General features: G+C 60.7%; 24 protein-coding genes. All 24 read right to left on the reverse strand.

What is annotated here, in order from left to right:
• Positions 1–109 precede the first annotated feature (109 nt).
• Positions 110–1,390 (reverse strand): aminotransferase, encoded by a 1,281-nt coding sequence (locus tag B5G28_RS01615; RefSeq protein WP_087245776.1) that lies wholly within the window; start codon positions 1,388–1,390, stop codon positions 110–112.
• Positions 1,391–1,607: 217 nt separating this feature from the next.
• Entirely contained in the window at positions 1,608–2,939 is a 1,332-nt protein-coding gene (clpX, locus tag B5G28_RS01620) for an ATP-dependent Clp protease ATP-binding subunit ClpX (protein WP_087245778.1), read from the reverse strand.
• A gap of 45 nt (positions 2,940–2,984) precedes the next feature.
• Entirely contained in the window at positions 2,985–3,584 is a 600-nt protein-coding gene (locus B5G28_RS01625; RefSeq protein WP_087245780.1) for an ATP-dependent Clp protease proteolytic subunit, read from the reverse strand.
• A gap of 157 nt (positions 3,585–3,741) precedes the next feature.
• Entirely contained in the window at positions 3,742–5,040 is a 1,299-nt protein-coding gene (tig, locus tag B5G28_RS01630) for a trigger factor (RefSeq protein WP_087245782.1), read from the reverse strand.
• A gap of 203 nt (positions 5,041–5,243) precedes the next feature.
• Entirely contained in the window at positions 5,244–5,927 is a 684-nt protein-coding gene (locus B5G28_RS01635) for a metallophosphoesterase (protein ID WP_087245784.1), read from the reverse strand.
• 20 nt (positions 5,928–5,947) lie between these two features.
• Positions 5,948–7,408, reverse strand: coding sequence for a threonine synthase (thrC, locus tag B5G28_RS01640; RefSeq protein ID WP_204228791.1), 1,461 nt, complete (start codon positions 7,406–7,408; stop codon positions 5,948–5,950).
• A gap of 2 nt (positions 7,409–7,410) precedes the next feature.
• A complete protein-coding gene (locus B5G28_RS01645) occupies positions 7,411–7,815 on the reverse strand; it encodes a YraN family protein (protein ID WP_087245788.1) in 405 nt (134 codons plus the stop codon).
• Entirely contained in the window at positions 7,815–8,459 is a 645-nt protein-coding gene (gene rnhB / locus B5G28_RS01650) for a ribonuclease HII (RefSeq protein WP_087245790.1), read from the reverse strand. The genes B5G28_RS01645 and rnhB overlap by 1 nt, the downstream gene beginning before the upstream one ends.
• On the reverse strand, positions 8,456–9,367 hold the full coding sequence (gene ylqF, locus B5G28_RS01655) for a ribosome biogenesis GTPase YlqF (protein ID WP_087245792.1): 912 nt from the start codon (positions 9,365–9,367) through the stop codon (positions 8,456–8,458). Before ylqF ends, rnhB begins: the two co-directional genes overlap by 4 nt.
• The gene (gene lepB / locus B5G28_RS01660) at positions 9,364–9,921 is read right to left on the reverse strand and encodes a signal peptidase I (RefSeq protein WP_087245794.1); all 558 of its coding nucleotides are present in this window, start codon (positions 9,919–9,921) and stop codon (positions 9,364–9,366) included. Before lepB ends, ylqF begins: the two co-directional genes overlap by 4 nt.
• 151 nt (positions 9,922–10,072) lie before the next feature.
• The gene (rplS, locus tag B5G28_RS01665; RefSeq protein ID WP_087245796.1) at positions 10,073–10,414 is read right to left on the reverse strand and encodes a 50S ribosomal protein L19; all 342 of its coding nucleotides are present in this window, start codon (positions 10,412–10,414) and stop codon (positions 10,073–10,075) included.
• 206 nt (positions 10,415–10,620) lie between these two features.
• Positions 10,621–11,289, reverse strand: a complete 669-nt coding sequence (locus B5G28_RS01670) for a TIGR03936 family radical SAM-associated protein (protein WP_087245798.1) — start codon at positions 11,287–11,289, stop codon at positions 10,621–10,623.
• Positions 11,264–13,120 (reverse strand): TIGR03960 family B12-binding radical SAM protein, encoded by a 1,857-nt coding sequence (locus tag B5G28_RS01675; RefSeq protein WP_087245800.1) that lies wholly within the window; start codon positions 13,118–13,120, stop codon positions 11,264–11,266. The genes B5G28_RS01670 and B5G28_RS01675 overlap by 26 nt, the downstream gene beginning before the upstream one ends.
• 86 nt (positions 13,121–13,206) lie before the next feature.
• Positions 13,207–13,623 (reverse strand): M50 family metallopeptidase, encoded by a 417-nt coding sequence (locus B5G28_RS01680; RefSeq protein WP_242967429.1) that lies wholly within the window; start codon positions 13,621–13,623, stop codon positions 13,207–13,209.
• 41 nt (positions 13,624–13,664) lie between these two features.
• Positions 13,665–14,177 (reverse strand): M23 family metallopeptidase, encoded by a 513-nt coding sequence (locus B5G28_RS01685; RefSeq protein ID WP_242967430.1) that lies wholly within the window; start codon positions 14,175–14,177, stop codon positions 13,665–13,667.
• Between the two features lie 163 nt (positions 14,178–14,340).
• Positions 14,341–16,749 carry a polyphosphate kinase 1 gene (ppk1, locus tag B5G28_RS01690; protein WP_087245806.1) on the reverse strand — a complete coding sequence of 803 codons (2,409 nt, stop codon included), beginning with the start codon at positions 16,747–16,749 and terminating at the stop codon, positions 14,341–14,343.
• A 28-nt stretch (positions 16,750–16,777) separates the two neighbouring features.
• A complete protein-coding gene (locus B5G28_RS01695) occupies positions 16,778–17,116 on the reverse strand; it encodes a helix-hairpin-helix domain-containing protein (protein ID WP_242967431.1) in 339 nt (112 codons plus the stop codon).
• Positions 17,117–17,197: 81 nt separating this feature from the next.
• Positions 17,198–18,031 carry a haloacid dehalogenase gene (locus B5G28_RS01700; protein WP_087245810.1) on the reverse strand — a complete coding sequence of 278 codons (834 nt, stop codon included), beginning with the start codon at positions 18,029–18,031 and terminating at the stop codon, positions 17,198–17,200.
• Positions 18,028–18,960, reverse strand: coding sequence for an RluA family pseudouridine synthase (locus B5G28_RS01705; protein ID WP_087245812.1), 933 nt, complete (start codon positions 18,958–18,960; stop codon positions 18,028–18,030). Before B5G28_RS01705 ends, B5G28_RS01700 begins: the two co-directional genes overlap by 4 nt.
• Positions 18,961–18,963: 3 nt before the next feature.
• Positions 18,964–19,434, reverse strand: coding sequence for a signal peptidase II (gene lspA, locus B5G28_RS01710; RefSeq protein WP_087245813.1), 471 nt, complete (start codon positions 19,432–19,434; stop codon positions 18,964–18,966).
• A 162-nt stretch (positions 19,435–19,596) separates the two neighbouring features.
• A complete protein-coding gene (ileS, locus tag B5G28_RS01715; RefSeq protein ID WP_087245815.1) occupies positions 19,597–22,389 on the reverse strand; it encodes an isoleucine--tRNA ligase in 2,793 nt (930 codons plus the stop codon).
• Between the two features lie 145 nt (positions 22,390–22,534).
• The gene (locus B5G28_RS01720) at positions 22,535–23,275 is read right to left on the reverse strand and encodes a DivIVA domain-containing protein (RefSeq protein WP_087245817.1); all 741 of its coding nucleotides are present in this window, start codon (positions 23,273–23,275) and stop codon (positions 22,535–22,537) included.
• Between the two features lie 27 nt (positions 23,276–23,302).
• A complete protein-coding gene (locus tag B5G28_RS01725; protein WP_087245819.1) occupies positions 23,303–24,124 on the reverse strand; it encodes a YlmH/Sll1252 family protein in 822 nt (273 codons plus the stop codon).
• Positions 24,108–24,569, reverse strand: coding sequence for a cell division protein SepF (locus B5G28_RS01730; RefSeq protein ID WP_087245821.1), 462 nt, complete (start codon positions 24,567–24,569; stop codon positions 24,108–24,110). The genes B5G28_RS01725 and B5G28_RS01730 overlap by 17 nt, the downstream gene beginning before the upstream one ends.
• Positions 24,570–24,656: the final 87 nt, after the last annotated feature.

Genomic DNA, 24,656 nt, shown 5'->3' on the forward strand with positions numbered 1-24,656 from the left:
CCCGGACGGGCAGAGAAGATTTTTCAGGATGCATCTGAAAAGTCAAACAGGCCGAACCATGGCAAGCAAAGCGCTGGGGGACTTTTCAGACCGGCCCCGAGCCAGAGGCTCAGGCCTTATTCTTGAGCAGGAGCTCAACGGTAGCCAGCCGGGTGCAGACGGTCAGCAGCTCGGAGGCCTGCTCCACCTCGCTCAGGCTGGGGTAAGTGGGGGCGATGCGCAGGTGCGAATCCTCGGGGTCCTTCCCGTAGGGGAAGGCTGCGCCGGCGCCCGTCAGCACCAGGCCTGCCTCCTTGCACAGCTGAGCCACACGCTTGGCGCAGCCGGGCATCACATACAGGCTGATGAAGTAGCCGCCCTTGGGGTTGGTCCAGTGGGCGATGTCGCCGCAGGGGGTCAGCTTCTGGGCAAAGGTGGTCTTGACTGCGTCAAAGCAGGGCACCAGACGGCGGCGATGCTTGAGCATATGGGCCAGCACGCCGGCCTTGTTCTTCAGGAACCGCACATGGCGCAGCTGGTTCATCTTGTCGTAGCTGATGATCATGACCTCAAAGCGCTTGCAGACATACTTCATCATGTTGTCGCTGCAGGCCAGGGCCGAAACACCAGCGCCGGGGAACGTGATCTTGCTGGTGGAGGTAAACATAAAGACGCGGTCCTCGTGGCCGTAAGCCTTGCTCTCCTCCAGCAGAACGGGGGTCTCGATGATCTCATCGGTCAGGTGATGGACGATGTAAGCCTCATCCCAGAAGATCTTAAAGTCGGGGGCAGCGGTCTTCATGGCGGCAAAACGGCGCACCGTCTCATCGCTGTAGGTGTAGCCGTCGGGGTTGGAATACTGCGGCACACACCAGATGCCCTTGATGGTGGGATCCTCAGCCACCAGCTTCTCCACCATGTCCATGTCGGGGCCTTCCGGGGTCATGGGGATGTTGATCATGTCGATGCCAAACTCCTCGGTGATCCGGAAGTGGCGGTCATAGCCGGGCACCGGGCAGAGGAACTTGGGGTGATCCACCTGGGACCAGGGGCAGGGAGACTCGGGGAAGCCGAAGGTGTAGCCAATGCTCACCAGGAAGTACATCAGCTGCAGGCTGGAGTTGCCGCCCACAAAGACGTTCTCCGGCTTGACGCCCATCACTTCGCCGAACAGTCTGCGGGCCTCATACAGGCCCTCCAGGTTACCGTAGTTGCGGGCGTCGGTGCCGTCCTCCGAGGTGTAATCGGTGGTTTTGAACAGGTCCATCGCCAGATCCATCTGGTGAGGGCCGGGCTTGCCGCGGGCCATGTTCAGCTTCAGACCCATGTTCTTAAAGTTCTGATAGGCGCTGCGCAGCTGCTTCTCCTCTGCCTGCAGTTCTTCGGTGCTCATCTCCAGATAATTTGCCATATTCAGTACTCCTTTACTATACTTTCTGTCCCTATCACCGCTGCTTTTCCTGCCGGAGGAAGCGCGGCGGAAACGCCTTTTGCATCGGCCGGACCTGCCGGCGCGATCCCAGACTTTATTATTATAGTACACTTTGCTTTGAGAAACAAGAATTTTACACGAAAAAAGCCCGGCCAGAGGGCTTTCATCCCCTGGCCGGGCCTGGATTTCAGGAAACTCAGTTTGCCGAAATCTGATTCTTATAGCGCTTGCGGACAGCGCCGTACTCCATGTGAGGTTCGCCGCCCTCCACCGTATCCTGGTCGATGGTGACCCGGACAATGGTGGGGTCGCTGGGCACGGCGTACATCACCGGCATCAGCAGGCTTTCCATCACGCTGCGCAGGCCGCGGGCGCCGCTCTTGCGCTCGATGGTCTTGCGTGCGATGGCCCGCAGGGCATCGTCGGTGAAGGTCAGCTCCACATTGTCCATCCCAAGCAGTGCCTTGTACTGTTTAACCAGGCTGTTCTTGGGCTCCTTCAGAACCCGGACCAGGGTCTCCTCGTCCAGGTCGTCCAGAACGGTGATGACCGGCAGACGGCCGATCAGCTCGGGGATCAGGCCGAACTTCACCAGATCGTGGGGCTCCACCTTCCGCAGCAGAGCTTTCTGTGCGTCGGAGGAATTGTCCTTCAGCATGCTGCCGAAGCCCAGAGCCGAGTTGTCGGTGCGGCGCTGGATGTATTTGTCCAGCCCGTCAAAGGCGCCGCCGCAGATGAACAGGATATTGGTGGTGTCGATCTGGATGAACTCCTGCTGGGGATGCTTGCGGCCGCCCTGGGGCGGGACGTTGCTGACGGTGCCCTCCAGGATCTTCAGCAGAGCCTGCTGGACGCCCTCGCCGCCCACATCACGGGTGATGGAGGGGTTCTCGCTCTTGCGGGTGATCTTGTCGATCTCATCAATGTAGATGATGCCGATCTGTGCCCGCTGCACATCGAAATCGGCGGCCTGGATCAGCTTGAGCAGGATGTTCTCCACATCCTCGCCCACGTAGCCGGCCTCGGTCAGGGTGGTGGCGTCCGCAATGGCGAAGGGAACGCCCAGCATCCGGGCCAGGGTCTGGGCCAGCAGGGTCTTGCCCACGCCGGAGGGGCCCAGCAGCAGAACGTTGGACTTCTGCAGCTCCACGTCATTCCCCTTGCCGCTCATGATGCGCTTATAGTGGTTGTACACCGAAACGGACAGAACCCGCTTGGCGTCGTCCTGGCCGATGACGTACTGGTCCAGACCTTCCTTGATCTCCTCGGGAGTCATGATGTTGATCTGGGCGGGAGCCGCCGGCTGAATCCGGGCGCGGGCGCTGGGCGCGCCGCCCCGGCTGGGCCGGTTGCCGCTGGAGCGGTCGGGCTTTTCGCCCAGCAGATCGTAGCACAGGTTGATGCACTCGCTGCAGATATTGACGCCGGGCCCAATGATCATCCGCTCGACTTCGTCCTGATGCTTGCCGCAGAAGTTGCAAACAAGGTCTTTTTCATTCTTATCTCTGCCGGAATTGTTATTTGCCATAGCTGTACTTTCCTTTATTGTGCGTTTCTGCGCTCAGCCCTTGGTTCAGCGTGTGGTGATAACCTCGTCAACCAGGCCATACTCCTTGGCCTGCAGGGCGGTCATATAGTTATCCCGCTCGGTATCCTCCCGGACACGCTCGATGGGCTGGCCGCTGTACTCGCTGAGCAGGCCATTGATCTTGTCGCGCAGGTAGACGATGTGGTCGGCATGGATCTTGATATCGGTAGCCTGGCCCGAGAGGCCGCCCCCCTGCCCGCCGGCGATCAGAGGCTGATGAATCATGATCTCCGCGTTGGGCAGCGCAAAGCGCTTGCCCTTGGTGCCGCTGGCCAGCAGGAATGCGCCCATGGAGGCAGCCATGCCCATGCAGATGGTGGAGACATCGCACTTGATATAGCGCATGGTGTCATGGATGGCCATGCCTGCGCTGATGGAGCCGCCGGGGCTGTTGATATACAGGCTGATGTCCTTGTCCGGGTCCTGCCCCTCGAGGTACAGCAGCTGGGCGACAACCAGGCTTGCAGAAGTATCATTGACGTCCTCGCTGAGGACGATGATGCGGTCGTTCAGCAGACGGGAGAAGATGTCGTAAGAGCGCTCTCCGTGGGCCGTCTGTTCTACAACGTAAGGAACAAAACTCATAACAGTTCGCCTCCTGAAAATCAAATTGGATTCGCTATTTTTGCAAAATTGACCGATGCGGCATCAAAAAACCGCCGCATCGGTCAATTTCAACAACATGTGCACAGGCAGGATGCGTTTCGCGCTTTTCTGCCCGGACTCAGCTCACCGGCAGCGATTACTCGGCGTCGGCAGCCTTCTCCACGATATTGGCGTGGCTCTTGATGAAGTCGATGGCCTTATTGACAGCCAGGTCCTTCTTCAGCTCGTCCATGTTGACCAGCTCGCGGACCTTGTCCTCCTCCATCTTGTACTGGTCGGCAATGCGCTTGATCTCAGCGTTGACGTCCTCCTCGGAAGCAACGATGTTCTCAGCGGCAGCCACAGCCTCCAGAGCCAGGCGGATCTTCACCTGCTTCTCAGCCTGGGGCATGAAGGAAGCACGGAACTGCTCCATGGTCTGGCCCATATACTTCAGGTAGGTATCCAGGCTCAGGCCCTGCTGCTCCACACGGAAAGCAAAGTCGTTGACCAGCTCGTCCATGCGGACATCGTACATAGCCTGGGGAATCTCAGCCTCCATGCCGGCGATGACCTGATCCACCAGAGCGTTCTCAACAGCCAGGTCGTCCTGCTTGTTCAGCTGCTCCTGGTTGGACTTGCGGATGGACTCCTTGAACTCCTCCAGGGTGTCGTACTCGGAGCAGTCCTTGGCCAGCTCGTCATCCAGAGCGGGCAGCTCCTTGTACTTGACCTCGTGCAGCTTGATCTTGAAGACAGCGGGCTTGCCGGCCAGCTCAGAAGCCTGATACTCCTCAGGGAAGGTGACGTTCACGTCGAACTCCTCGCCTGCGCTGTGGCCCACAACCTGATCCTCGAAGCCGGGGATGAAGCTGCCGCTGCCCAGGGTCAGGCTGTAGTGCTCAGCCTTGCCGCCCTCGAAAGCAACACCGTCGGTGAAGCCCTCAAAGTCGATGTCCACGATGTCGCCGTTCTGGGCGGCGCCGTCGCGGGTCAGCTCGCGGGCGTTGCGCTCCTGCACACGCTTGAGCTCGGCGTCAACCACCGACTCCTGCACAGTATGGACCGTCTTCTCCACGGTCAAACCGGAATATGCGCCGATCTTGACCTCGGGCTTGACAGCGACCTTGACGGTCAGGACTGCGCCCTGATCATCGCTGGCAGACTCCACGGTCACCTCGGGACGGCCCACAGCCTCGATGTTGGCAGCCTTGACAGCAGCCTCGAACTCAACCGGGAACAGGTTGTTGATGGCGTCGTAGGTGAACACGTCGGGACCGTACATCCGCTCGATCAGATGACGGGGGGCCTTGCCCTTGCGGAAGCCCTGGACGGTGTACTTCTTGCCCTCGGTCTGGAAGACCTTCAGGACCTCGTTCTTATAGGTCTCAGCATCAATGGAAAACTGCAGTTCGACCATGCTCTTCTCGAGCTTTTCACACTTGATAAGATTCATTTTGCTTTTCCTCCGCTCAAAATTTGGTGCTGGGGCAGAGGATCCCTCTCCCCGCATCTGCGCCGCGCGCCCATTTTCTTTCCAAACGGCGCACGCGCCTTTGGGTACGACAATCGCGTCAGCGCTTATTATAACACGTTCGCCGCATAAAAGCCAGTTGTTTTTTCACATTTTGGGAATTTCCACTGGTTTTCCGGGGCATTTCATGTGATTTTATACGGGCAGAAGCGCAGCCCGTCCGCGCTGACCAGCTTATAGCGGATGCCGTCCACCTCGCCCTGCACGGCAAAACGAAGGGCTTTGCCATGCAGGTGGGCGTAAAAGCACCGCTGGATTCCATATTCCTTGAGGACGGCCACAATCTCGGGCGCGTCGGCTCCGGTGTACACCGGCGGGTAGTGGAGAAACACCAGCTTCTCCTTCCCCGGCTCGGCTGCCTCCAGGCTCAGCCGCAGGCGGCCGATCTCCCGGCTCATCACCTTTTCATCGTGGGGCTCCCCCACGTCGAACAGCCAGCCCCGGGTGCCGCACAGGGCGTAATCCCCCACAGTGTAGGAGTTATTGTGCAGCAGCTGGAGGCTGTCGAAGCCCTCGGCCTTGAAAAAGGCGTTCATCTTATTGGCGGTGGACCACCAATAATCGTGGTTGCCCTTCATCAGGAGCTTCCGGCCCGGCAGGCTGTGGAGAAAGGCGAAGTCTTTGCGGGTATCCGACAGGCGCATTGCCCAGCTGATATCCCCCGCCAGCACCACCGTATCCTCCGGCTTGACCAGCTTGCGCCAGTTGGCCTCGAGCTTCTCCACATAGCCGTCCCAGCCCGGGAACACATCCATGGGTTTCGCGCCGCCCAGCGAGAGATGGGGGTCGCCCAGCACAAAAAGTGCCATTCGTTTCTCCTGTTCTAGTTTTATTCCTGATAGCTCAGCGCCACCCCGGCGATCTCAGCCGGGTCGATGATGGCGTCGAAGCGCTCCGCCTTCTGGCGCAGGCAGGCCAGGCTGGCAGGAGCGGTGCGGCCGGTGGACTGTTCCAGAGACTGCATGGCCTCAAAGTCGTTCTCCGGCGCGGCCTGGCCCAGAGCGGCCAGCACGCTGCGGGGGAACTTGAAGGGCGACGCGGTGGACAGAACCACCATCGGCACCCCTTCCCGCTTCTGTTCGCGGGCCACATGGAAGGCCACGGCGGTGTGGGTGTCGCAGAGATAGCCGTCCTTCTCCCAGCGGGTGCGGATTTCCTGGGCCACCTGGTCCTCCTCGGCATAGCCGCAGGCAAAGGTTTCCTGGATGGCAGCCAGGGTCTCGGGACGGACGGTGTAGCTCCCCTCCTGGTTCAGGCGGCTCATCAGAGAGGCCACCTCGGCGTCGCTGCCGGTGACATGGTACAGCAGACGCTCCAGGTTGGAGGACACCAGAATGTCCATGCTGGGGGAAGAAGTCTTATAGAAGGTCCGCTTGGCGGTATAGGTGCCGGTGCGCAGGAAATCGGTCAGGACGTTGTTTTTGTTGGACGCGCAGACCAGACGGCCCACAGGCAGACCCATCCGCTTGGCGTAATAGCCCGCCAGAATATCGCCGAAGTTGCCGGTGGGGACGCAGAAGTCCACTTCCTGGCCAAAGGAGATCTTCCCTGCCTTGACCAGCTGGGCATAGGCCGCAAAGTAGTAGACAATCTGCGGCACCAGGCGGCCCCAGTTGATGGAGTTGGCGCTGGAAAGATGGATGTTCCGCTGGGCCAGCTGGGCGGCGATGGCCTTGTCGGCAAAGACCCGCTTGACGCCGGTCTGGGCATCGTCAAAGTTGCCCCGCACTGCGTACACCGCCACGTTGGCGCCTTCCTGGGTGGCCATCTGGAGGCGCTGGATCTCGCTGGTGCCGCCGGTGGGATAGAACACAGCGATCTCCACACCCGGGATATCGTGATAGCCGTCCAGGGCGGCCTTGCCGGTATCGCCGCTGGTAGCCACCAGAATCAGAGTCTTTTCGGTGTGGTTCAGGTTGCGCTTGGCCTCCACCAGAAGCTTGGGCATCAGCTGCAAAGCATAATCCTTGAAGGCGCAGGTGGGACCATGCCACAGCTCCAGCGCCCAGGTATCCCCTTCCACAGGGGCCAGATAACCTGCCTTGCCCCCAAAGGCGTCGCCGTAGGTTTTGGCGGCTGCCTCAGCCAGGAAGGCCGGATCATAGTCGGTCAGATATTCCTTGAGAACTGCGGCTGCCATGGCCGGATATTCCAGATCGCAGATGGCCTTGGCATCCACCTGGGGGAAGGACTCGGGTACAAACAGGCCGCCCTCATCCGACAGGCCCTGCACGATGGCCTCCGAGGAGGTCACACGCCGGCTCTGGTCTCTCGTACTGAAAAACTGCATTTTCAATCGCTCCTTTTCCATCCTGAGTCGTAGTTTCGCTCGCTTGCATCAAATGCCCTTTTAATAATATGTACCATCCAGCGTCCACTGTCAAGAGGGGTCACTTCTGCCACATCAAAGTGGACAAAAGCTTCCTGCTGATTGGTCTCAGATAAATAATAGCGCGCCGCACGGATTAAACGCCGTTGTTTGGCCCTGGTCACCGAAGCGGAGGGCCGGCACACGGCATTGGGATTGGTGCGGGTTTTGACCTCACAAATGACGATGTGTCCCTCCGGCGTGCGGAGAATCAGATCAATTTCCCCGCCGCGGATGCGGTAGTTGTGTTCCAGCAGCGTACAGCCCCGCTGGATATAATACAGCGCTGCCGCCCGCTCTCCACGCCGGCCCACCTCTGCGGGGTCCATCACTTCTCCTCCGTCCAGTAGCCCTGCTTTTTCAAAAAGCTGCGGCGGTAAAAAGGCTGGATGCCATACTGGGCGATCAGCTCATAGTGAAGCTTGGTGGGATAGCCCTTGTGTTTGGCCAGCTGATACTGGGGGTACTGCCGGTCCAGTTCCATCATGTAGCGGTCCCGGCTGACCTTGGCCAGAATGGATGCCGCGCCAATGCTGGCGCTGGTGGCATCCCCCTTGACCACAGGCTGGGCCGTCATGGCCAGCCCATCGGGGCAGCGGTTGCCGTCCACCAAAACCAGGTTGGGGGTGATTTCCAGCTTTTCCACTGCTTCCCGCATCCCGTTCATGGTGGCCTTCAGGATATTGTCCCGGTCGATGATGTCCGGGCCCACAAACACGATGCTGTAGGCCAGGGCTTTTTCTTTGATTTCATCAAAGAGGGCTTCCCTCTTTTTTTCGGTGAGCTTTTTGGAGTCGTTGATGCCCCAGACCGGTTTGGTGGGGTCCAGAATGCAGGCCGCCACGCAGACCGGGCCGCACAGCGGACCCCGGCCCGCCTCATCCACCCCCGCAAAGCAGCCGTTGGCTGCCCGGACGGCGTCGTCGTAATCGTAGAGCGGGCGGGAGATTTCCTCGTCGGTCTTTCGCTTCATTCCTCGATCTCCTCCTGGTCCTCACGGAAAGGCGGGCGCTCCAGGGTGATCCGGCCCCACTTGCAGGCCCGGAACTCATCCACCAGCATGATGGCGCACCGCTCGGTGTTGACCTCGCCGCCCCGGACCAGCAGTCCCCGCTTGCGGCCGATGGCCTCCATCAGCTCATAGGGAGGCAGAGCCAGGGCTTCCTGATCCAGCTTGTACCGGCTGGCCACCAGTTCGGGATAGTTCCGGCGAACCTCGTCCAGCAGGTTCATGGCCAGCTCCTCCACATCCAGGATATCGTCCTTGATGGAGCCGATGAAAGCCAGATTGGAGGCCGTGGTCTTGGAGTCAAATTTCTTCCACAGAACGCCGGGCATATCCAGCAGGTCAAACTTGTCGGTGGAGACCCACTGTTTGCCCTTGGTGACGCCGGGGCGGTCGGCGGCCTTGGCCCGCACCGACCCTGCAAAGGTATTGATAAAGGTGGACTTGCCCACGTTGGGAATGCCGCAGAGCATGATCTGGGTTTTGGCACCGCTCATGCCCCGGGCCTGGCGCCGGGCCAGCAGACCCGACAGCTCTTTCTCGATGGCGGCGCGCACCGCAGCGGTGCCGCCCTTGCTCTTGGCGTTGATGGCCACACAGCCGGCGTCGGCGGCCCGGAAATACCGGATCCACTCCTCGGTGACAGCGGGGTCGGCCAGGTCAGCCTTGTTCAGGGCATACAGCCGGGGTTTGCGGGCGGTGATCCGCTCCACCTCCGGGTTGAGGCTGGACAGAGGAATCCGGGCGTCCAGCAGAATCAGGCTGGCGTCCACATGCTGGATCTCCTGCTCCATCACCCGCAGGGTCCGGGCCATATGGCCCGGGAACCACTGGATATTATATTGATTGGAAAATTGAAGTTCTTCGTTGTTCACTTGACCACTCCTGCATCCTCCAGGGGCAAAAAGCAGAACAGCACTTTGCCCAGGATATCCTCCTCCGCAATGCACCCGATGCTGGACGAACGGCTGTCCAGCGAGGCGTTGCGGTTGTCGCCCATCAGGAACAATTCCCCTTCGGGCACGGTATAGGGAAACTCCACGTCATAGCCCAGGAAGGTGGGCTCGGCGATATAGTCCTCCTGCAGCACTTCCCCGTTGACGGTCACGGTGCCGGAGGTATAGTCAATGGAGATGGTATCCCCGCCTTTGGCAATGACCCGCTTGACCAGGGGCTTGCCATAGGAGGTATAGTCATCCACGATGACCACATCGCCCCGCTGGGGGGTATAGCCTGCCCCCCAGACCACCAGCTTGTCCCCGTCCCAGAGGGTCGGGTTCATGGATGCGCCGTCCACCTGAATGATCCGGAAAAAGAAGGAGAACAGCAGCACCATGACCACCAGCGCAGAGATCAGCGCTTCATACCACTCAATCACACCCTGCCCCGGCATCGATGCCGCCTCCGGTTCACGCTTTGCGTTTGTCATCCATTGCACCCCGCATTCCTTGACGTTTTCCCTGTTATTTTACCACACAGCCTGCCCCGGTAAAAGAGGCAGGCTGTGAAAGGATAAAGAAAAAAGGGACAACAAGTGTCCCTTTTCCCTTCGACCAGCCTGACAGGCAGACTGTGGATGATCAGATATCGCTCTTGACCTTGGCAGCTTTGCCGGTGCGGTTGCGCAGGTAGTACAGCTTTGCGCGGCGGACCTTACCCTTGCGGACAACGGTCACCTTCTCAACGAAGGGGCTGTTGACGGGGAAGACACGCTCGATGCCCACGCCGTAAGCGACGCGGCGAACGGTAAAGGTCTCAGCGACGCCGCCGTGCTTCTTGGCAATGACGGTGCCCTCGAAGGCCTGGATACGCTCACGCTCGCCTTCCTTGATGCGGACGTCCACACGAACGGTGTCGCCAACGTTGAACTGGGGGCGCTCAGCCTTGATGCTGCCCTCGGAAATAATCTTCAGTGCGTCCATTTGATGATCCTCCATTTGTTTTAGACGTTCATACACGGCACATCTGCCGTCAGAGGACCGCCCGTTTAATGATTGCTTGTCATTAACCCCGCTGTGGTCTCAGCGGACACTAACGCCTAACTATGATAGCACAAACCCGCCGGGAAAGCAAGCGTTTTCACCAAAAAACGGGCGAAAATTTTTCTGCCTTCCCTGCCCGGCTTTTTTCAGACGGCACCAGCCGTCTGACCGGCACAGAAGGGGGTCTTGTCGGCCTTGAGCAGGGCGGTGCGCAGGATGGATGCCTCCGCCGAGGACAGTCCAAACTGACTCTCCAGAAAGGCCGTCAGCAGGGCCGGGTTCAGGTTCAGCTCCTGGGCGGCGGGCAGGCAGACGTCGAACTCCACCCGCTCCCCTGCCGCACGGCAGGCAATGGACGGGACATAAGCCTTCAGGTCCACCTGCTTGGACTTCTTTTTGCCCTTCTTCTCCACCGGAGCTGCCTCCAGAGCATTGTAGGCTTCCAGCTTGGACTGAGCCGCTGCGGGGTAGCTGATGGTGTAGCAGGCAAATGCGATGGCGCTGGCCTTGTCCTGGACCGGTTCCACCTGATAGACATGGATGCCCGCCGGCATGATGGCGTTCAGCTTGTCCTGCCAGGCCCGGAAATCCGGGGCCTCCTCCTCGGTCTTGACGTCCACGCTCTCGCACAGGCTCTCCTGCCCCAGAGACAGCGGACAGGTAAAGGTCATATAGATATGGGGATTGAAGCCCAGGGTGTGCCAGACCGGCAGGCCGCTGCGCTTGAGCACCCGCTGCATCACCCGCTGCATATCCAGCAGAGAGATGTACGAGGCTTCATTTCGTTTTTCAAACCAGATCCGAACTGTAATCAAAGCAGGGTCCTCCCAACAGACGGTTTGCGCCGCATCCGCCGCAGGCGCGGTTGCAGGGCGGGGTGGTCTGGGCAGCCAGTGCCCGCTTGTACTCCCGCACCAGGTATTCGTGGGTGATGCCGTAATCCATATGGGACCAGGGGGTCACCTCGTCCAGGCCGATGGCCCGGTTGCAGTAGAAATGGGGGTCGATGCCCAGGTCCTCAAAGACCTTCATCCAGGTGTCATACTGGAAGCACTCCTCCCAGCCGTCAAAGTAGCAGCCGCGGCGGTAAGCCTCCACCAGCGCCGGAGCCAGACGGCGGTCGCCCTTGGCGAAAACGCCCTCCAGGAAGCTGGTCTTGCTGTCGTGGTAGTTGACCTTGATCTTCCGGCTGTGGACGCTCTCCAGCAGATGCTTCTGCTTGGCCTGGAGGGTCTCGGCGGTGTCCATGGGGACAAACTGGAAGGGCGTATGGGGCTTGGGCACAAAGCAGGCGCAGCTGATCGTCACCTGCACCCCCTTGCCCTTGGCGTGGTCCATGCTGTAGTAGAGGTCCACCACCTTCTGGGCGGTATTGGCGATGCCCTCGATATCCTCCATGGTCTCGGTGGGCAGGCCCATCATGAAATACAGCTTGACCGAGGTATACCCTGCCTCAAAGGCAATGCGGCAGGTCTTTTCGATCTCGTCCCAGGTGACGTTCTTGTTGATGACGTCCCGCAGGCGCTGGGTGCCGGCTTCCGCCGCGAAGGTCAGGCCGCTCTTGCGGACCCGGGTGGTCTTTTCGATCAGGCTCTCGGAGAAGTTGTCCATCCGCAGCGAGGGCAGAGACAGGCTCACGTGCTCCTGGGGAGCCCAGCTGTTCAGGTCGTCCAGCAGTTCCTCCAGCTGGCTGTGGTCCGAGGTGGACAGGCTGGACAGACTCAGCTCCTCATAGCCGGTGTTGGCGCACAGGTCCTGCGCTGCCTTGTTCAGCAGGCCGGCGTCCCGCTGGCGCATGGGCCGGTACAGGAAACCCGCCTGGCAGAACCGGCAGCCGCGGACACAGCCGCGCAGCACTTCGATGCTGGCCCGGTCCTGGATAGCTCCCACCATGGGCACCACAAAGTTGGTGGGCGGGGCAAAGTCGTTCATGTTCTGGATGATGGCCTTGGTCACCACCGCCGGGATGCCCGGCTCATTGGGGGTGATGGCCTTGACCCGGCCGTCCTCGTAATAGGTCACGTCATAGAAGGCCGGGATATACACGCCGGGGATTTTTGCAATCCGCAGCAGCAGTTCCTTTTTGGAGATGCCCTCCTTCTTGCCCTGCTCGATGGCAGCGCAGATGGCGGGCAGCTGACGCTCGCCCTCACCCAGCTGGATCACATCGAAGAAGGCTGCCACCGGCTCTGAGTTGCAGGTGCAGGGGCCGCCGGCCACGATCAGAGGCCATTTTTCATCCCGGTCGGCTGCATAGAGGGGAATTCCCGCCAGATCCAGCATGGCCAGAATGTTGGTGTAGGACAGCTCATACTGGAGGGTAAAGCCCACCGCGTCGAATGCAGTGAGGGGGTCTTTGCTCTCCATGGTGTACAGGGGCAGGCCCAGACGCTCCATCTCAGCTTTCATGTCCAGCCAGGGCATGAAGGCCCGCTCGCACCACCAGTTCTCGTGGGCGTTCAGGAGCTCATACAGGATCTTCTCCCCCAAAAAGGACATACCCACCTCGTAGGTATCGGGGAAGCAGAAGGCAAAGCGGACGTCCACCTTGTCCTTCTCCTTGTAAACGCTGCCCGGCTCGCCGCCGGTATAACGGCCCGGCTTCTGCACATGGCTCAGCGCTTCTTTCAGCTTTGGGTCAAACATTGGGTTCCTCCACTATCGGGTTTTATCCCGTTTTTATTTCCTTGGTTTTCTTATTGTACCCTATTTCGGGCCGGATTGCAATTTTTTCATTTCCGATGGGCCAGAGCGGCGGCCATCTGCGCGCCGTCCAGGGGCGGCACCGGCAGCAGGTTGAACAGACCCGTCAGGATATTGGCTGCCCAGAAGGCCGCATCCCACACCGTGAATTGCTGGCACAGCCGCAGATACCACACCGCCGCCAGCAGCGCATTGGTCCCCGGCCCGGCGGCTGCCAGCCCGAACCTCTGCCACGGTTTCATGGCGAGGCCGCGGGTCTGCATACAGAACCCCGTCATGGTCACCTCGATGACCGGCAGGCGTCGGAACAGCAGGCAGAACACCAAAATATGCCCGCACTCGTGCAGACAGGCGGCCAGCAGCCCGATGCGCAGAAACTGGCTGCTGTCAAAGTAGAGCAGCAGATACAGCAGGCTGCAGGTAAAGAAGGGATCCCGGAAAACCACCGGCCCCACCTGCACCCGTCGCGGAAAAACCGCCCCCCGCCTCATACGGCGTCCTCCAGGCCCAGCAGGGCCGACGGGTCATAGCGGACCGCCCGGTACAGCAATTCAAAATGCAGATGGGGTCCGGTGGCCCGCCCGGTCTGCCCCGCCGTGCCCAGAACCTCCCCCGCCCTGACCACCTGGCCGGGCCGGGCGTAGAGGTATTGGAGATGGGCATAGAGGGTCTCGGTGCCGTCGGAATGGGTCAGGCGGATGTAATTGCCATAGCTGGCACTCCGCCCGGCGGCAAAGACCACCCCGTCCATGGCAGCCAGAACCGGCGTACCCTCAGAACAGGCCAGATCCACCCCCTGGTGGAAATCCTCCTGTTCCTCATCAAACGGGTCCACACGCCAGCCATACCCCGACGAGACATACCAGCCGCTTGTCCCCAGAGGAAAGGCAAAGTCCTGGTCCGGGACCCGGCTTTTCAGGCTGCATCCCGCCGGGGCCTCCTCCCGGGCACAGGCCCGCAGGGCGGCCGCCGCGGCACAACACAGGAGCAGCCCGCACAAAAGAGCTGTCAGGCGGCCTTTTCTCCGCCCGGCAGCCCTTCGACGGGCTGTCCATGAAAATCCGGTTCGATTCTTTTTTCGCTGCATCCGCCTTGCCTGCACCCCAACGCCCCCTTTTCATCTGGGGCTATTGTATGCAGGGACAGGCAGGTGCATGCCAAAATTACTGGTTCTTGTTGCCAAAGAGGGCTTTCCGCAGACGGGAGAACAGACCCTCCTGGGGCTGCTCCTTCACCACCACAATGGTCTCGGCGGGCTTGGACGGCTCCACCGGAGCGGGAGCTTCCACCACGCAGGGAGCCGGCTCAGCCACAGGCTGGGCGGCGGGTGCGGGACGGACCGGCTCAGCAGCCGGTGCAGCGGGCGCTGCAGGCGCGGCGGGCTCTGCCGGAGTCACCGGAGCAGCAGTCTGGGGCGCAGGCTCCTGAACGGGAACCTCTGCAGCCACCGTCTCTGCCACTGCGGCCGGCTCCGCCGGGGTGTGCACATTCGAGTGGGCATAGCGGCCGCCGGTCCAGTCATCCCGCAGCAGCTCGTACATTCCCATCTGGCTGTTGACCAGGGGCTCGCCGGGGGCGTGCTTGACCTTCTGATAGCTGCCGTCGGGCTGCATCTCCCGGGCGTTCACGTTGTCGGCCAGATGCATCTCCAGAATGTCGGACAGCTTCTTGACCAGCACCGGGTCCTTGATCCGGACGCCCACTTCCACGCGGCACTCGGTATTTCGGGTCAGGAAGTCGCCCGAAGCGATATACACCCGGGTCTCCCGGCCATCAAAGAAGCTGTAAATCCGGGCGTGTTCCAGATAGCGGCCCACAATGCTGCGGATATGCAGATTCTCGGTCTTGCCCGGCACACCGGCACGGACGCAGCAGATGCCGCGGACAATCATATCAATGCGGACGCCGGCACAGCTGGCCTCCTCCAGCTTGAGGATGATATCCCGGTCGCTGATGGAGTTGTTTTTCAGGATCATGGACGCAGGGCGGCCCAGACGTGCCGCCTCAATGACCCGATCCATCTCATCCAGCAGGACGCTCTTGAACCGCAGCGGAGCCACCAGCATCTGATCGGTCTCCTCGGTCAGCTTCTGAACCGCCAGGTTCTGGAAGACGCCTGCCGCCTCCTCGCCGATATCGGGGTCGGAGGTGATGAAGGAGAGGTCGGTGTACAGCTCACTGGTCTTTTCGTTGTAGTTGCCGGTGCCGATCTGGGTGATGTAGGAGTAGCCGTCGGCGTTTTTCCGGGTAATCAGGGTCAGCTTGGAGTGGACCTTATAATCCTCGAAGCCGTACACCACCGTGCATCCGGCCTCTTCCAGCTGCTTGGACCAGTCAATGTTGTTCTGCTCGTCAAAGCGGGCCCGCAACTCCACCAGGGCCACCACTTCCTTGCCGTTTTCGGCGGCGTCCATCAGAGCCTGCACAATCTGGGACTCCCGCGCCATGCGGTAAAGGGTCATCTTGATGGAAATGACCTCGGGGTCCCGAGCGGCCTTCTTCAGCATGGTGATGAAGGGACGGATGGACTGGTACGGATAATAGAGCAGCACATCCCGCTTCTGCACCTCATTGGTCAGGCTGTAATTGAGGGGCGGCAGCATGGGACGGGCCGGCGAATAGAACAACTCGGCGTGGCCGTCGTTCTCCATCCGGGCATCCAGCTTATAGAAAAAGCTCAGGTCCAGCGGGCTCTTCTGGTCAAAGACCCGGCGGTGGTTCAGCTCCAGACGGGTGCAGAGCATCTTGACGATCTCGGGCGCCGGAGCCGGGGTCACCTGCAGGCGGACTGCCGCCAGCTTGCGGCGGCGCTTGAGCAGCTCGGTCATGATCTCGCGGTAGTCGATATCGTGATCCATCATGCCCTCTTTGACGTCGATGTCGGCGTTGCGGGTCACACGGAACAGGCATTTCTCCAGGATGGTCTCCTTGGCAAACACCATGCTGACGTAGTGATAGACCATTTCCTCGGTGAGGGCGAACAGGGTCTCCCCGTCCCGCTTCAGGAAGCACAGGCGCTCCATCTGGCTGGAAATGGGGATGATGCCCAGGCTCACATCCCCTTCTTTCTTGTCCTTCAGCAGCACGCCCAGGTAGATTTCCTTGTTGCGCAGGAACGGGAAGGGATGGCGGTTGTCCACAATCTGGGGGCTCAGGATGGGGAACAGCTCATTCTGGAAATATTTCTTCCAGAACCGCTCCTCTTCCTTGGTGATCTTATCAAAGTTGACCTTCCGGTAGCCGTGCTCGGCCAGCGCTTCCAGCGCCTTGTGATAGTACTTGTCGCAGTCCATTTGCAGCTCCGCCGTCTTGGGCATGATGGCGTTCAGCTGCTCCTCGGGGGTCATGTTGGTCTTGTTCTCGGGCTTTTCCTTCTTGCCCTTGAGGTTGGCCCGCTCCTGCAGCGAGCCCACGCGAACCATGAAAAATTCGTCCAGGTTGGACCCGTAAATGGCCAGGAACTTGAGCTGTTCGGCCAAAGGAACGTTTTTGTCCTTGCCCAGCACCAGAACCCGCTGGTTAAAATCCAGCCAGCTCAATTCCCGGTTGATAAAAATGCTTTCTTCCTTCATTGTCCTCATTCCCCTTTTGTCCGGCCTGTCAGCTCACATAGGCGATCCGCGTCCAGTTCCGGATGGTGTTTTGGGTAATTCCGCTTACCCGTGTTACGTCCTCAACCCGCTCATAAGGGCCGTTGGCGGCGCGGTCGTCGAGGATGGCCTGCGCTTTCTTTTCCCCAATGCCAGGCAGAGTACACAGTGCTTCTAGGCCGGCGGTGTTCAAATCCACCTGCGCGGCATCCAGCAGCGTATCCGCCGCATACGTGTTCCCATCCTCCTCCACAGGGCGCAGAGGTGCTGCATCCAGAAAGGCCAGCCCCAAAATGAGCGCCGACGCCGCAAGCGATACAGCCAGAAAGACAATTTCCTGTCTGGTCACACGTTTCCTTTTCATTGTACTGTATCCTCTCCAAAAAAGAAAGCCCTCCGCACGAAGTACGGAGAACTTTTTACAGGAATTTTACCTCTGCCCCTCGCTGCTCCGCACCAGTTGGTAGAGATATTCTGCGGCGGCGCCCTCAGCGGCGCGGCAATAAGTGATCTGCCCTGCCGCCAGACGGACTTCCGCCGGCGCATCAAAGGCCGCCGCGCTCTGGCCTGCCAGACGCATCAGGTCCACCATGGGCCCGCTGCCCGCCAGGACGGTGATATTTTCCGGGGAAAGCCGGGCAGAAGCGCACACCGCGCTGAAGGCCGCCCCCACGCTCATGGCGTCGGGGGTCAGGGCCAGGCAGTCGATGGCCAGCCGCTCCTGACGGACTGGCACGCCGGCCTCCTCCACGGCCTTCTCAAAGGCCTGCAGGGTCGGGATGACCTTGGCGTCCTGATACAGCAGAATCCGCAGCACGTCGGCGCTGTTCACCCCGCCCGGCGTGGTGAGCAGATACGGGGTCCACTCCCGGCGGAGATGGCGTTCCAGCGCATGACTCATCCGGCAGACCCGGGTGACACCGTCCTTCATCTGAAGGGCCACGCCGACGCCGGGCACTGAGGGCAGCTGGGAGAGAAACGCATCCCCCAGCATTTCGAAGCTGCTCATGGCCTGGCCGGTGCCTGCGGCAAAGCTGTACACCAGGGTGCCGCCGCACAGCATCGCAGGCGCCGCCAGAGACACGCTGCCCAGAATGGTGCGGACCGCCTTGGGGGTCTTTTGGGAGAACACGGTCAGGCGGCCGCCCCGGGCCGTGAACAGCTGCAGGACATCCCGCAGCACCTGGGTCAGGTTGCCGTCCGGCCCCAGCATCAGGGCGTCCAGGTCGCAGAGGACCAGCGTGGATTCCAGCGGCTGTCTCATGTCCGTCCCCTCCTTAAGGAAGCCAGAAAATGGGTGAAATAATCGGGCAGTTCGCTGTCAAAGGACATCCACTCCCCCGTCGCCGGGTGCACAAAACCCAGGGTCTTGGCGTGGAGGCACTGTCCATGGAGGCTGGTGATGCAGTTCCGGGGGCCGTAGACCGGGTCCCCTGCCACCGGGTGATGCAGCGAAGCCATATGCACACGGATCTGATGGGTCCGCCCGGTTTTCAGGCGGCATTCCAGCAGGGTGAACTCCCCCAGCCGTTCCAGCACCCGCCAGCCGGTGTAGGCATATTTGGCGTGGGGCTCGCCGTCGGGGCAGACCGCCATCTTTTTGCGGTCGGTTTTGGACCGGCCCAGATAGCTCTCCACAAAGCCCTCGTCCTGGGCAAATCCTCCATAGACCACCGTCTGATAGGCTCGCTCCACACTGTGTTCCGCCATCTGGCGGGACAGGCCGATGTGGGTGGGGTCATCCTTGGCCACCACCAGCAGACCGCTGGTGTCCTTGTCGATGCGGTGAACGATGCCGGGGCGAATCTCGCCGCCAATCCCCGACAGGCTGCCCCGGCAATGCCACAGCAGGGCGTTGACCAGGGTTCCGTCCGGGTTGCCGGGCGCGGGATGCACCACCATCCCCTTGGGTTTGTTTACCACCAGCAGGTGGGCGTCCTCATAGACCACGTTCAGGGGGATATCCTGGGGCACGGCGGCAATGGGCGTCGCGTCCGGGATCTCCACCAGAATGGTATCCCCTGCCTTGAGCTTGAGGTTTTTGGCCGCAGGGCGGCCGTTGGCCAGGACATGGCCGTCCGCCATCAGGTTTTGCAGGGCGCTGCGGGACAGGCCGGTGTCCTCTCCTGCAAGAAAGCGGTCAATCCGCTGGCCCGCGTCCTCTGCCTCTACCGAAAACTCTCGCTGTTCCATGGCTTATTCTTTTCCTTTCGGATGACGGCGCTCCTCAAGGATCACCGCCAGAATCCACAGGCCCATACCCACACAGATGCAGATATCGGCGAAGTTGAAGATGGCGAAATCCATAAACAGCAGGTTGAGATAGTCCACCACGCGGCCCTCGGCGATGCGGTCGATCAGGTTGCCGATGCCGCCGCCCAGAACCAGAATCCAGGCCCAGCGCTGCAGCTGGTCGTTGCGGCAGCGGGTGAACAGCCACCAGGCGATGGCCAGCAGGCCGATGCTGGTAGCGGCAATCAGAAAGCCCTGTTTGCCGCTGAGGAGGCTGAAGGACATGCCCTCATTGTAGACAAAGCGCAGCTCGATCACATGAGGGATCAGGGGCATCGAGCCAACCTGCTGCAGCGAGTGGACGGCCCAGAGCTTGATCGCCTGATCGATGCCCACCAGGGCCGCGATGCAGACGAGATTCAGGAACACAAACATAAAACGACTCCTGTGAGAGAGCCAGGGCCCGCAGCATTCATGCGGCGGGCCCCGCCCTGACAGTTTCTTTCAAAGACGGCGTTTGCAAAGAACGGCGCTCCCCAAGACAAACCAGAGGGAACGCCGCTCTTCTATTTTTCACAAAAAACGGGGATCAGGCCATCAGCCCTCGATGACGCTGGCGCAGCGTGCGCACAGGGTGGGATGAGCCGGATGGGTGCCAATGTCGGCAGTGTACTTCCAGCAGCGCTCGCACTTGTCGCCCACAGCGTGCTCGGTGGTGACGCCCAGGCCCTCCAGAGCGGAGGCATTGCCGCCCTCGCCCTTGACCAGCTCCACGCGGGAGACGATCATCAGGTCGGCCAGCTCGTCCATGGGAACGCTGTTCAGCAGGTCGTACAGCTCATCGCTGCAGTACAGGGTGACGGTAGCTTCCAAAGAAGCGCCAATCTTCTTGTCGTTGCGGGCGATCTCCAGGGACTTCTTCACCTCGTCGCGGACGGCGATCAGCTTGGCCCACTTGGCCTTGAAGGCCTCATCGGCGGCATACTGGCCGGCGTGCGGCATATCCTCAAAGACCACATAGCGGTTCATGCCCTCCATCTTGGGCATGAAGTCCCAGATCTCCTGGCTGGTGAAGCACAGGATGGGAGCGATGATCTTGTCCAGGGCCACCAGGATCTTGTACATGGCGGTCTGGGCAGCCTGACGGGCTGCGCCATTGGTGCAGTACAGACGGTCCTTGGTGACATCCAGGTAGAAGTTGGACATGGCCACAACGCAGAAGTTGTAGACAGCGTGGTAGACCTTGTTGAAGTTGTAGGCTGCATAGCCTGCATCGGTCTCCTGCAGCAGGTCGTCCAGAGCAGCCAGAGCCCAGCGGTCGATCTCCTGCAGCTGATCCACCGGCAGCATATCGGTGTTGGGATCAAAGCCGTCCAGGTTGCCCAGGATGAAGCGGGCGGTGTTGCGGATCTTGCGGTAGGCCTCGCTCAGCTGCTTGAAGATGTTCTTGCCGGCGCGGACGTCCACGGTGTAGTCGGAGGAAGCGACCCACAGACGGATGATATCGGCGCCGTAATCCTTGATGATCTCGGCGGGCTCCACGCCGTTGCCGGCGCTCTTGTGCATCTGCTTGCCCTGCTCGTCCACGACCCAGCCGTGGCACAGAACAGCCTTGTAGGGAGCAACGCCGCGGCTGGCGACGCTGGTCAGCAGGCTGGACTGGAACCAGCCGCGGAACTGGTCGGCGCCCTCCATATAGAGGTCAGCCGGGAAGTGCAGCTCGGAGCGCTCCTCCAGAACGGCGCGGTGGGTGGAACCGGAGTCGAACCACACGTCCATGATGTCGGTGTCCTTGGTCCACTCGGTGCCGCCGCAGTTCTCACAGACCTCCCCTGCGGGGATGATCTCTTCGGCCTCATACTTGTACCAGGCGTCCGAGCCCTCCTTGCGGAACAGGTCGCTGACGGCCTTGATGGTGGCGTCGGTGATGTGGTACTTGCCGCACTTCTTGCAGTAGAAGGCAGGAATGGGCACGCCCCAGGTACGCTGACGGCTGATGCACCAGTCGCTGCGGTCGCGCACCATGCCGTACATACGGTCATGGCCCCACTCCGGCATCCACTGGACGCCGTCGATGGCCTGGTAGACATCCTCCTTGAAGGCGTCGATGGAGCAGAACCACTGCTCGGTGGCGCGGAAGATGATGGGGTTATGGCAGCGCCAGCAGTGAGGATACTGGTGCTTGATGTGGACCTGGCCCAGCACAGCGCCGGAAGCGGTCAGGTCTGCCAGGATGGTCTTGTTGGAAGCCCAGACCTTCTGGCCTGCGTACTTGCCGGCCAGCTCGGTCAGGTAGCCGCCGTCGTCCACAGGAACGGTGATGGGCACATTGTACTTCTGGCTGACGTTGAAGTCGTCCACGCCGTGGCCGCCGGCGGTGTGAACACAGCCAGAGCCGCTCTCCAGAGTGACATGATCGCCCAGGATTACGGTGCCCTCCTTGGGCAGGTAAACGTGCTGATAGCGCATCAGCTCGAACTCGGAGCCCAGAACCGGCTGGCCCACCACCTCATACTCGGTAATGTTGCAGGCCTTCATGACGCTCTCGATCAGGTCGGTGGCCATGATGTGGTACTCACCGTTGAACTTGACGAAGGAGTACTCCAAAGCGCCGTTCAGGCAGATGGCCTCGTTGGCGGGCAGGGTCCAGGTGGTGGTGGTCCAGATCACGAACCAGGTCTTGTCCATGGGGATGCCGTACTTGGCCAGCACGCCGTTGGGGTCCTGGGTGACATGGAACCGGACGAAGATGGAATCGCAATCGTCCTCGCCGTACTCGATTTCAGCCTCGGCCAGAGCGGTGCGGCACTCGGGGCACCAGTAAACCGGCTTCAGGCCTTTGTAGATATAGCCCTTCTTGGCCATCTCGCCGAAGATCTCGATCTGGCGGGCCTCAAACTCGGGCTTCAGGGTGAGGTAGGGGTGCTCAAAATCGCCAATAACGCCCAGACGCTTGAACTGGTCGCTCATGATGTCGATATGCTCGGTGGCGAACTTCTCGCAGATCTGGCGCAGGCCCAGCTTGGAGATGTCCTTCTTCTTGTCGCCGACCGATGCCAGAGCCTTCAGCTCGATGGGCAGGCCGTGGGTATCAAAACCGGGGATATAGGGGGCCTTGTAGCCGTCCATGTTCTTCTCGCGGATGATGATATCCTTGATGATCTTATTCAGGGCGGTGCCCATGTGAATGTTGCCGTTGGCGTACGGAGGGCCGTCGTGGAGCACAAAGGTGGGCTTGCCCTCGTTGTGCTTCATCAGCTCATTGTACAGATCGTTCTTGTTCCAGTCCTCCAGCATGGCGGGCTCCTTCTTGGGAAGGCCGGCACGCATTTCAAACAGGGTCTTGGGCAGATGCAAGGTGCTGTCGTATTGGGATTTTGTCTTAGGCACTGGTTCCACACTCCTCAATAATCTTTCATTCAATGCGCTCAGGGCGCGGCTGTGCCGGCTGACCCGGCACATGGGAAAAGCAGGGACAGGCGCTCAACGCCCCTGCCCTGCTGCATCACGCGGAAAACCGCGCGGGGATGTACGGTTATTTGCTGAACTGGACGCCCTGAAATGCGGAATAATCCACTTCGGCGGGGCGCTTCTGCTCAGGGGTTTTCAGCTCGCTCTCGTCCTTGTCCCAGAAGTCCTCGTTCTGGTCGGCGTCCTGGGTATCCACCTCGGCCTCGGCGGCGTCAGCGTCCAGCACATCGGCGACGGCGTCTGCGGCAGCCGTATCCGGAGCGGCTTCCACCGGGGTGTCGGGGGTGTACTCGGGCAGGCGGCTCAGGGACTCCACGTGGCTGCGGTAGAGGTTCAGCACGTCCGCCTTGAAGCGGGTGACTTCCAGGCGAACCCGCTCATACTCCCGCTCCTCCATCATCCGCTGGTCACTGGCCTCGCGGACGATCTCGTCGGCGCGGTCGGTGGCCTTCTGCAGCAGGTCATTGGCATCACGGATGATGTCGTCGCTGCGGATGTTGGCCTTGTGGATGATCTCCTCCGCCTTCTGGTTGGCCTCGCGGATGACGTTCTCGCCGATCCGCTGGGCATTGATAAGGGCGGACTTCATGATCTCACCGTCGGCGCGGTAATCCTCGGTCTCCTTGGCCAGGCGCTGGTTTTCGCTCTGCAGCTGCTGAATCTGCTGCTGCAGACGCTCCAACTCACTGGCATTGCTCTTGAGCTGCTCCTCGATTCTGTCCAGGAACTGGTCCACCTCTTCGATCCGATAGCCGCGGAAGCCCTTTTCAAACTGGACAGAATGCACGTCCTGCGGTGTCAGCATAACTGATTTCCTCCTGTTATTCTACTACTAATACTGGAAGAACGCAACAATCTGGCGGTCCTTCCTTGTTTTGCCCGGGAGCCCGGTCAGAGCAAAGCGCCCCTTGCCCCGAACGGTAAAAATATCCCCTTCATATACTGGGGCGTGAACATTTTCGGTGGGCAGATGGTTGATCTCCACCCTGCCCGCCTCGATCAATGCGGCCGCAGCGCCGCGGCTGCAGTGCAGCATCGCCGCCAGCACGGCATCCAGCCGCAGGGAGGACACCGCCGCCGTCCGCACAACCCGCTCGCCCGGCGACAGGTCGGGCAGCTCGTCCAGAGGCTGCAACGTACAGCTGACCTCGGCGCGGCCCACCTGGCACAGTTCCTCGCAGATCAGACGGGCCGCCGGCTCCAGCGCAAACACATAGGCTGTGCCGGGAGTATCCGGCGGGAGGACGATGTCCCCCAGCGCTTCCCGCTTCAGAGCAAGGCCCATCAAGCTGCCCAAATAGTCTTTGTGGGCCGGCAGGTCTGCCCCGGGGGCTGCCCTGCACTCCAGCCGGACACAGATCAGCGGACTGTCGGTCCAGCTGTCCTCCGGCTCGATGGCAACCAGCTGCCGCTCGGCGTCGGGGTGTCCCCCGTCCAGCCGCCAGCAGCTGCAGCCCGCCTTGGATAAGGCGGCTTTGGCCAGCACCTGTTCCCTGTCACTGAGGAACGAAGAATACTTGGGGATGCCGCGGGCCTCGGCCGTGCGGGCCAGGTCCTCGATGTGGCGCATCAGAAAACGCTCTTTGTCGTTCTGGGGCGGAATAAATCCGCGGACCGGATTCCGGGCGCCGGAATCATCAATAGAACGCGCCATTGCTCTCCAGCTCGTCCAGCAGATCGCCCATAATGTCGACGTTATAGGGCGTGATGATAAAGGTGCTGTTGGCCACCCGCTTGATCTGACCGTTGTTGGCGTAGGCCACGCCGGACAGGAAATCCACCAGGCGGCGCGAGACCTCTTTATTGGTGGACTCCAGGTTCAGCACGACGGTGCGCTTGTTGTTGAGGTGGTCTGCGATGGTGCTCGCATCCTCAAAGCGCTCGGGCTTGACCAGAACCACCTTGAGCTGGGTGGTGGCATTGATGTTGACCACGCGGTTGCTGCTCTTGGTGCTCTCGCTGCTGTCATCATCGTAGGAATCCGACACGCCGAAGCCGCTGTTGTTGTTCACCATCTGAGGGCCGTCGTCAATGTACTGATCGTCGTAGCCGTCATCCTCGCCGAAGAGTCCTTTTTTGATATTTTCCATAAAAGACATCGATACCGCTCCTTTCATCTGCCATGCAGATGCCATTCGCTATGAAAGACGCCGCTGTCCTGCACAGCGGGACAGACAAAAAAGAAT

This window comes from Faecalibacterium sp. An77 (genome assembly GCF_002161315.1).
Lineage (GTDB): Bacteria > Bacillota > Clostridia > Oscillospirales > Ruminococcaceae > Faecalibacterium.

Bases quoted from the DNA above. Each gene is read 5' to 3' on its own strand.
- B5G28_RS01615 (WP_087245776.1), bottom strand. From the start codon at position 1,390: ATGGCAAATTATCTGGAGATGAGCACCGAAGAACTGCAGGCAGAGGAG.
- clpX (WP_087245778.1), bottom strand. From the start codon at position 2,939: ATGGCAAATAACAATTCCGGCAGAGATAAGAATGAAAAAGACCTTGTT.
- B5G28_RS01625 (WP_087245780.1), bottom strand. From the start codon at position 3,584: ATGAGTTTTGTTCCTTACGTTGTAGAACAGACGGCCCACGGAGAGCGC.
- tig (WP_087245782.1), bottom strand. From the start codon at position 5,040: ATGAATCTTATCAAGTGTGAAAAGCTCGAGAAGAGCATGGTCGAACTG.
- B5G28_RS01635 (WP_087245784.1), bottom strand. From the start codon at position 5,927: ATGGCACTTTTTGTGCTGGGCGACCCCCATCTCTCGCTGGGCGGCGCG.
- thrC (WP_204228791.1), bottom strand. From the start codon at position 7,408: ATGCAGTTTTTCAGTACGAGAGACCAGAGCCGGCGTGTGACCTCCTCG.
- B5G28_RS01645 (WP_087245788.1), bottom strand. From the start codon at position 7,815: ATGGACCCCGCAGAGGTGGGCCGGCGTGGAGAGCGGGCGGCAGCGCTG.
- rnhB (WP_087245790.1), bottom strand. From the start codon at position 8,459: ATGAAGCGAAAGACCGACGAGGAAATCTCCCGCCCGCTCTACGATTAC.
- lepB (WP_087245794.1), bottom strand. From the start codon at position 9,921: ATGACAAACGCAAAGCGTGAACCGGAGGCGGCATCGATGCCGGGGCAG.
- rplS (WP_087245796.1), bottom strand. From the start codon at position 10,414: ATGGACGCACTGAAGATTATTTCCGAGGGCAGCATCAAGGCTGAGCGC.
- B5G28_RS01675 (WP_087245800.1), bottom strand. From the start codon at position 13,120: ATGTTTGACCCAAAGCTGAAAGAAGCGCTGAGCCATGTGCAGAAGCCG.
- ppk1 (WP_087245806.1), bottom strand. From the start codon at position 16,749: ATGAAGGAAGAAAGCATTTTTATCAACCGGGAATTGAGCTGGCTGGAT.
- B5G28_RS01700 (WP_087245810.1), bottom strand. From the start codon at position 18,031: ATGAGACAGCCGCTGGAATCCACGCTGGTCCTCTGCGACCTGGACGCC.
- B5G28_RS01705 (WP_087245812.1), bottom strand. From the start codon at position 18,960: ATGGAACAGCGAGAGTTTTCGGTAGAGGCAGAGGACGCGGGCCAGCGG.
- lspA (WP_087245813.1), bottom strand. From the start codon at position 19,434: ATGTTTGTGTTCCTGAATCTCGTCTGCATCGCGGCCCTGGTGGGCATC.
- B5G28_RS01720 (WP_087245817.1), bottom strand. From the start codon at position 23,275: ATGCTGACACCGCAGGACGTGCATTCTGTCCAGTTTGAAAAGGGCTTC.
- B5G28_RS01725 (WP_087245819.1), bottom strand. From the start codon at position 24,124: ATGGCGCGTTCTATTGATGATTCCGGCGCCCGGAATCCGGTCCGCGGA.
- B5G28_RS01730 (WP_087245821.1), bottom strand. From the start codon at position 24,569: ATGTCTTTTATGGAAAATATCAAAAAAGGACTCTTCGGCGAGGATGAC.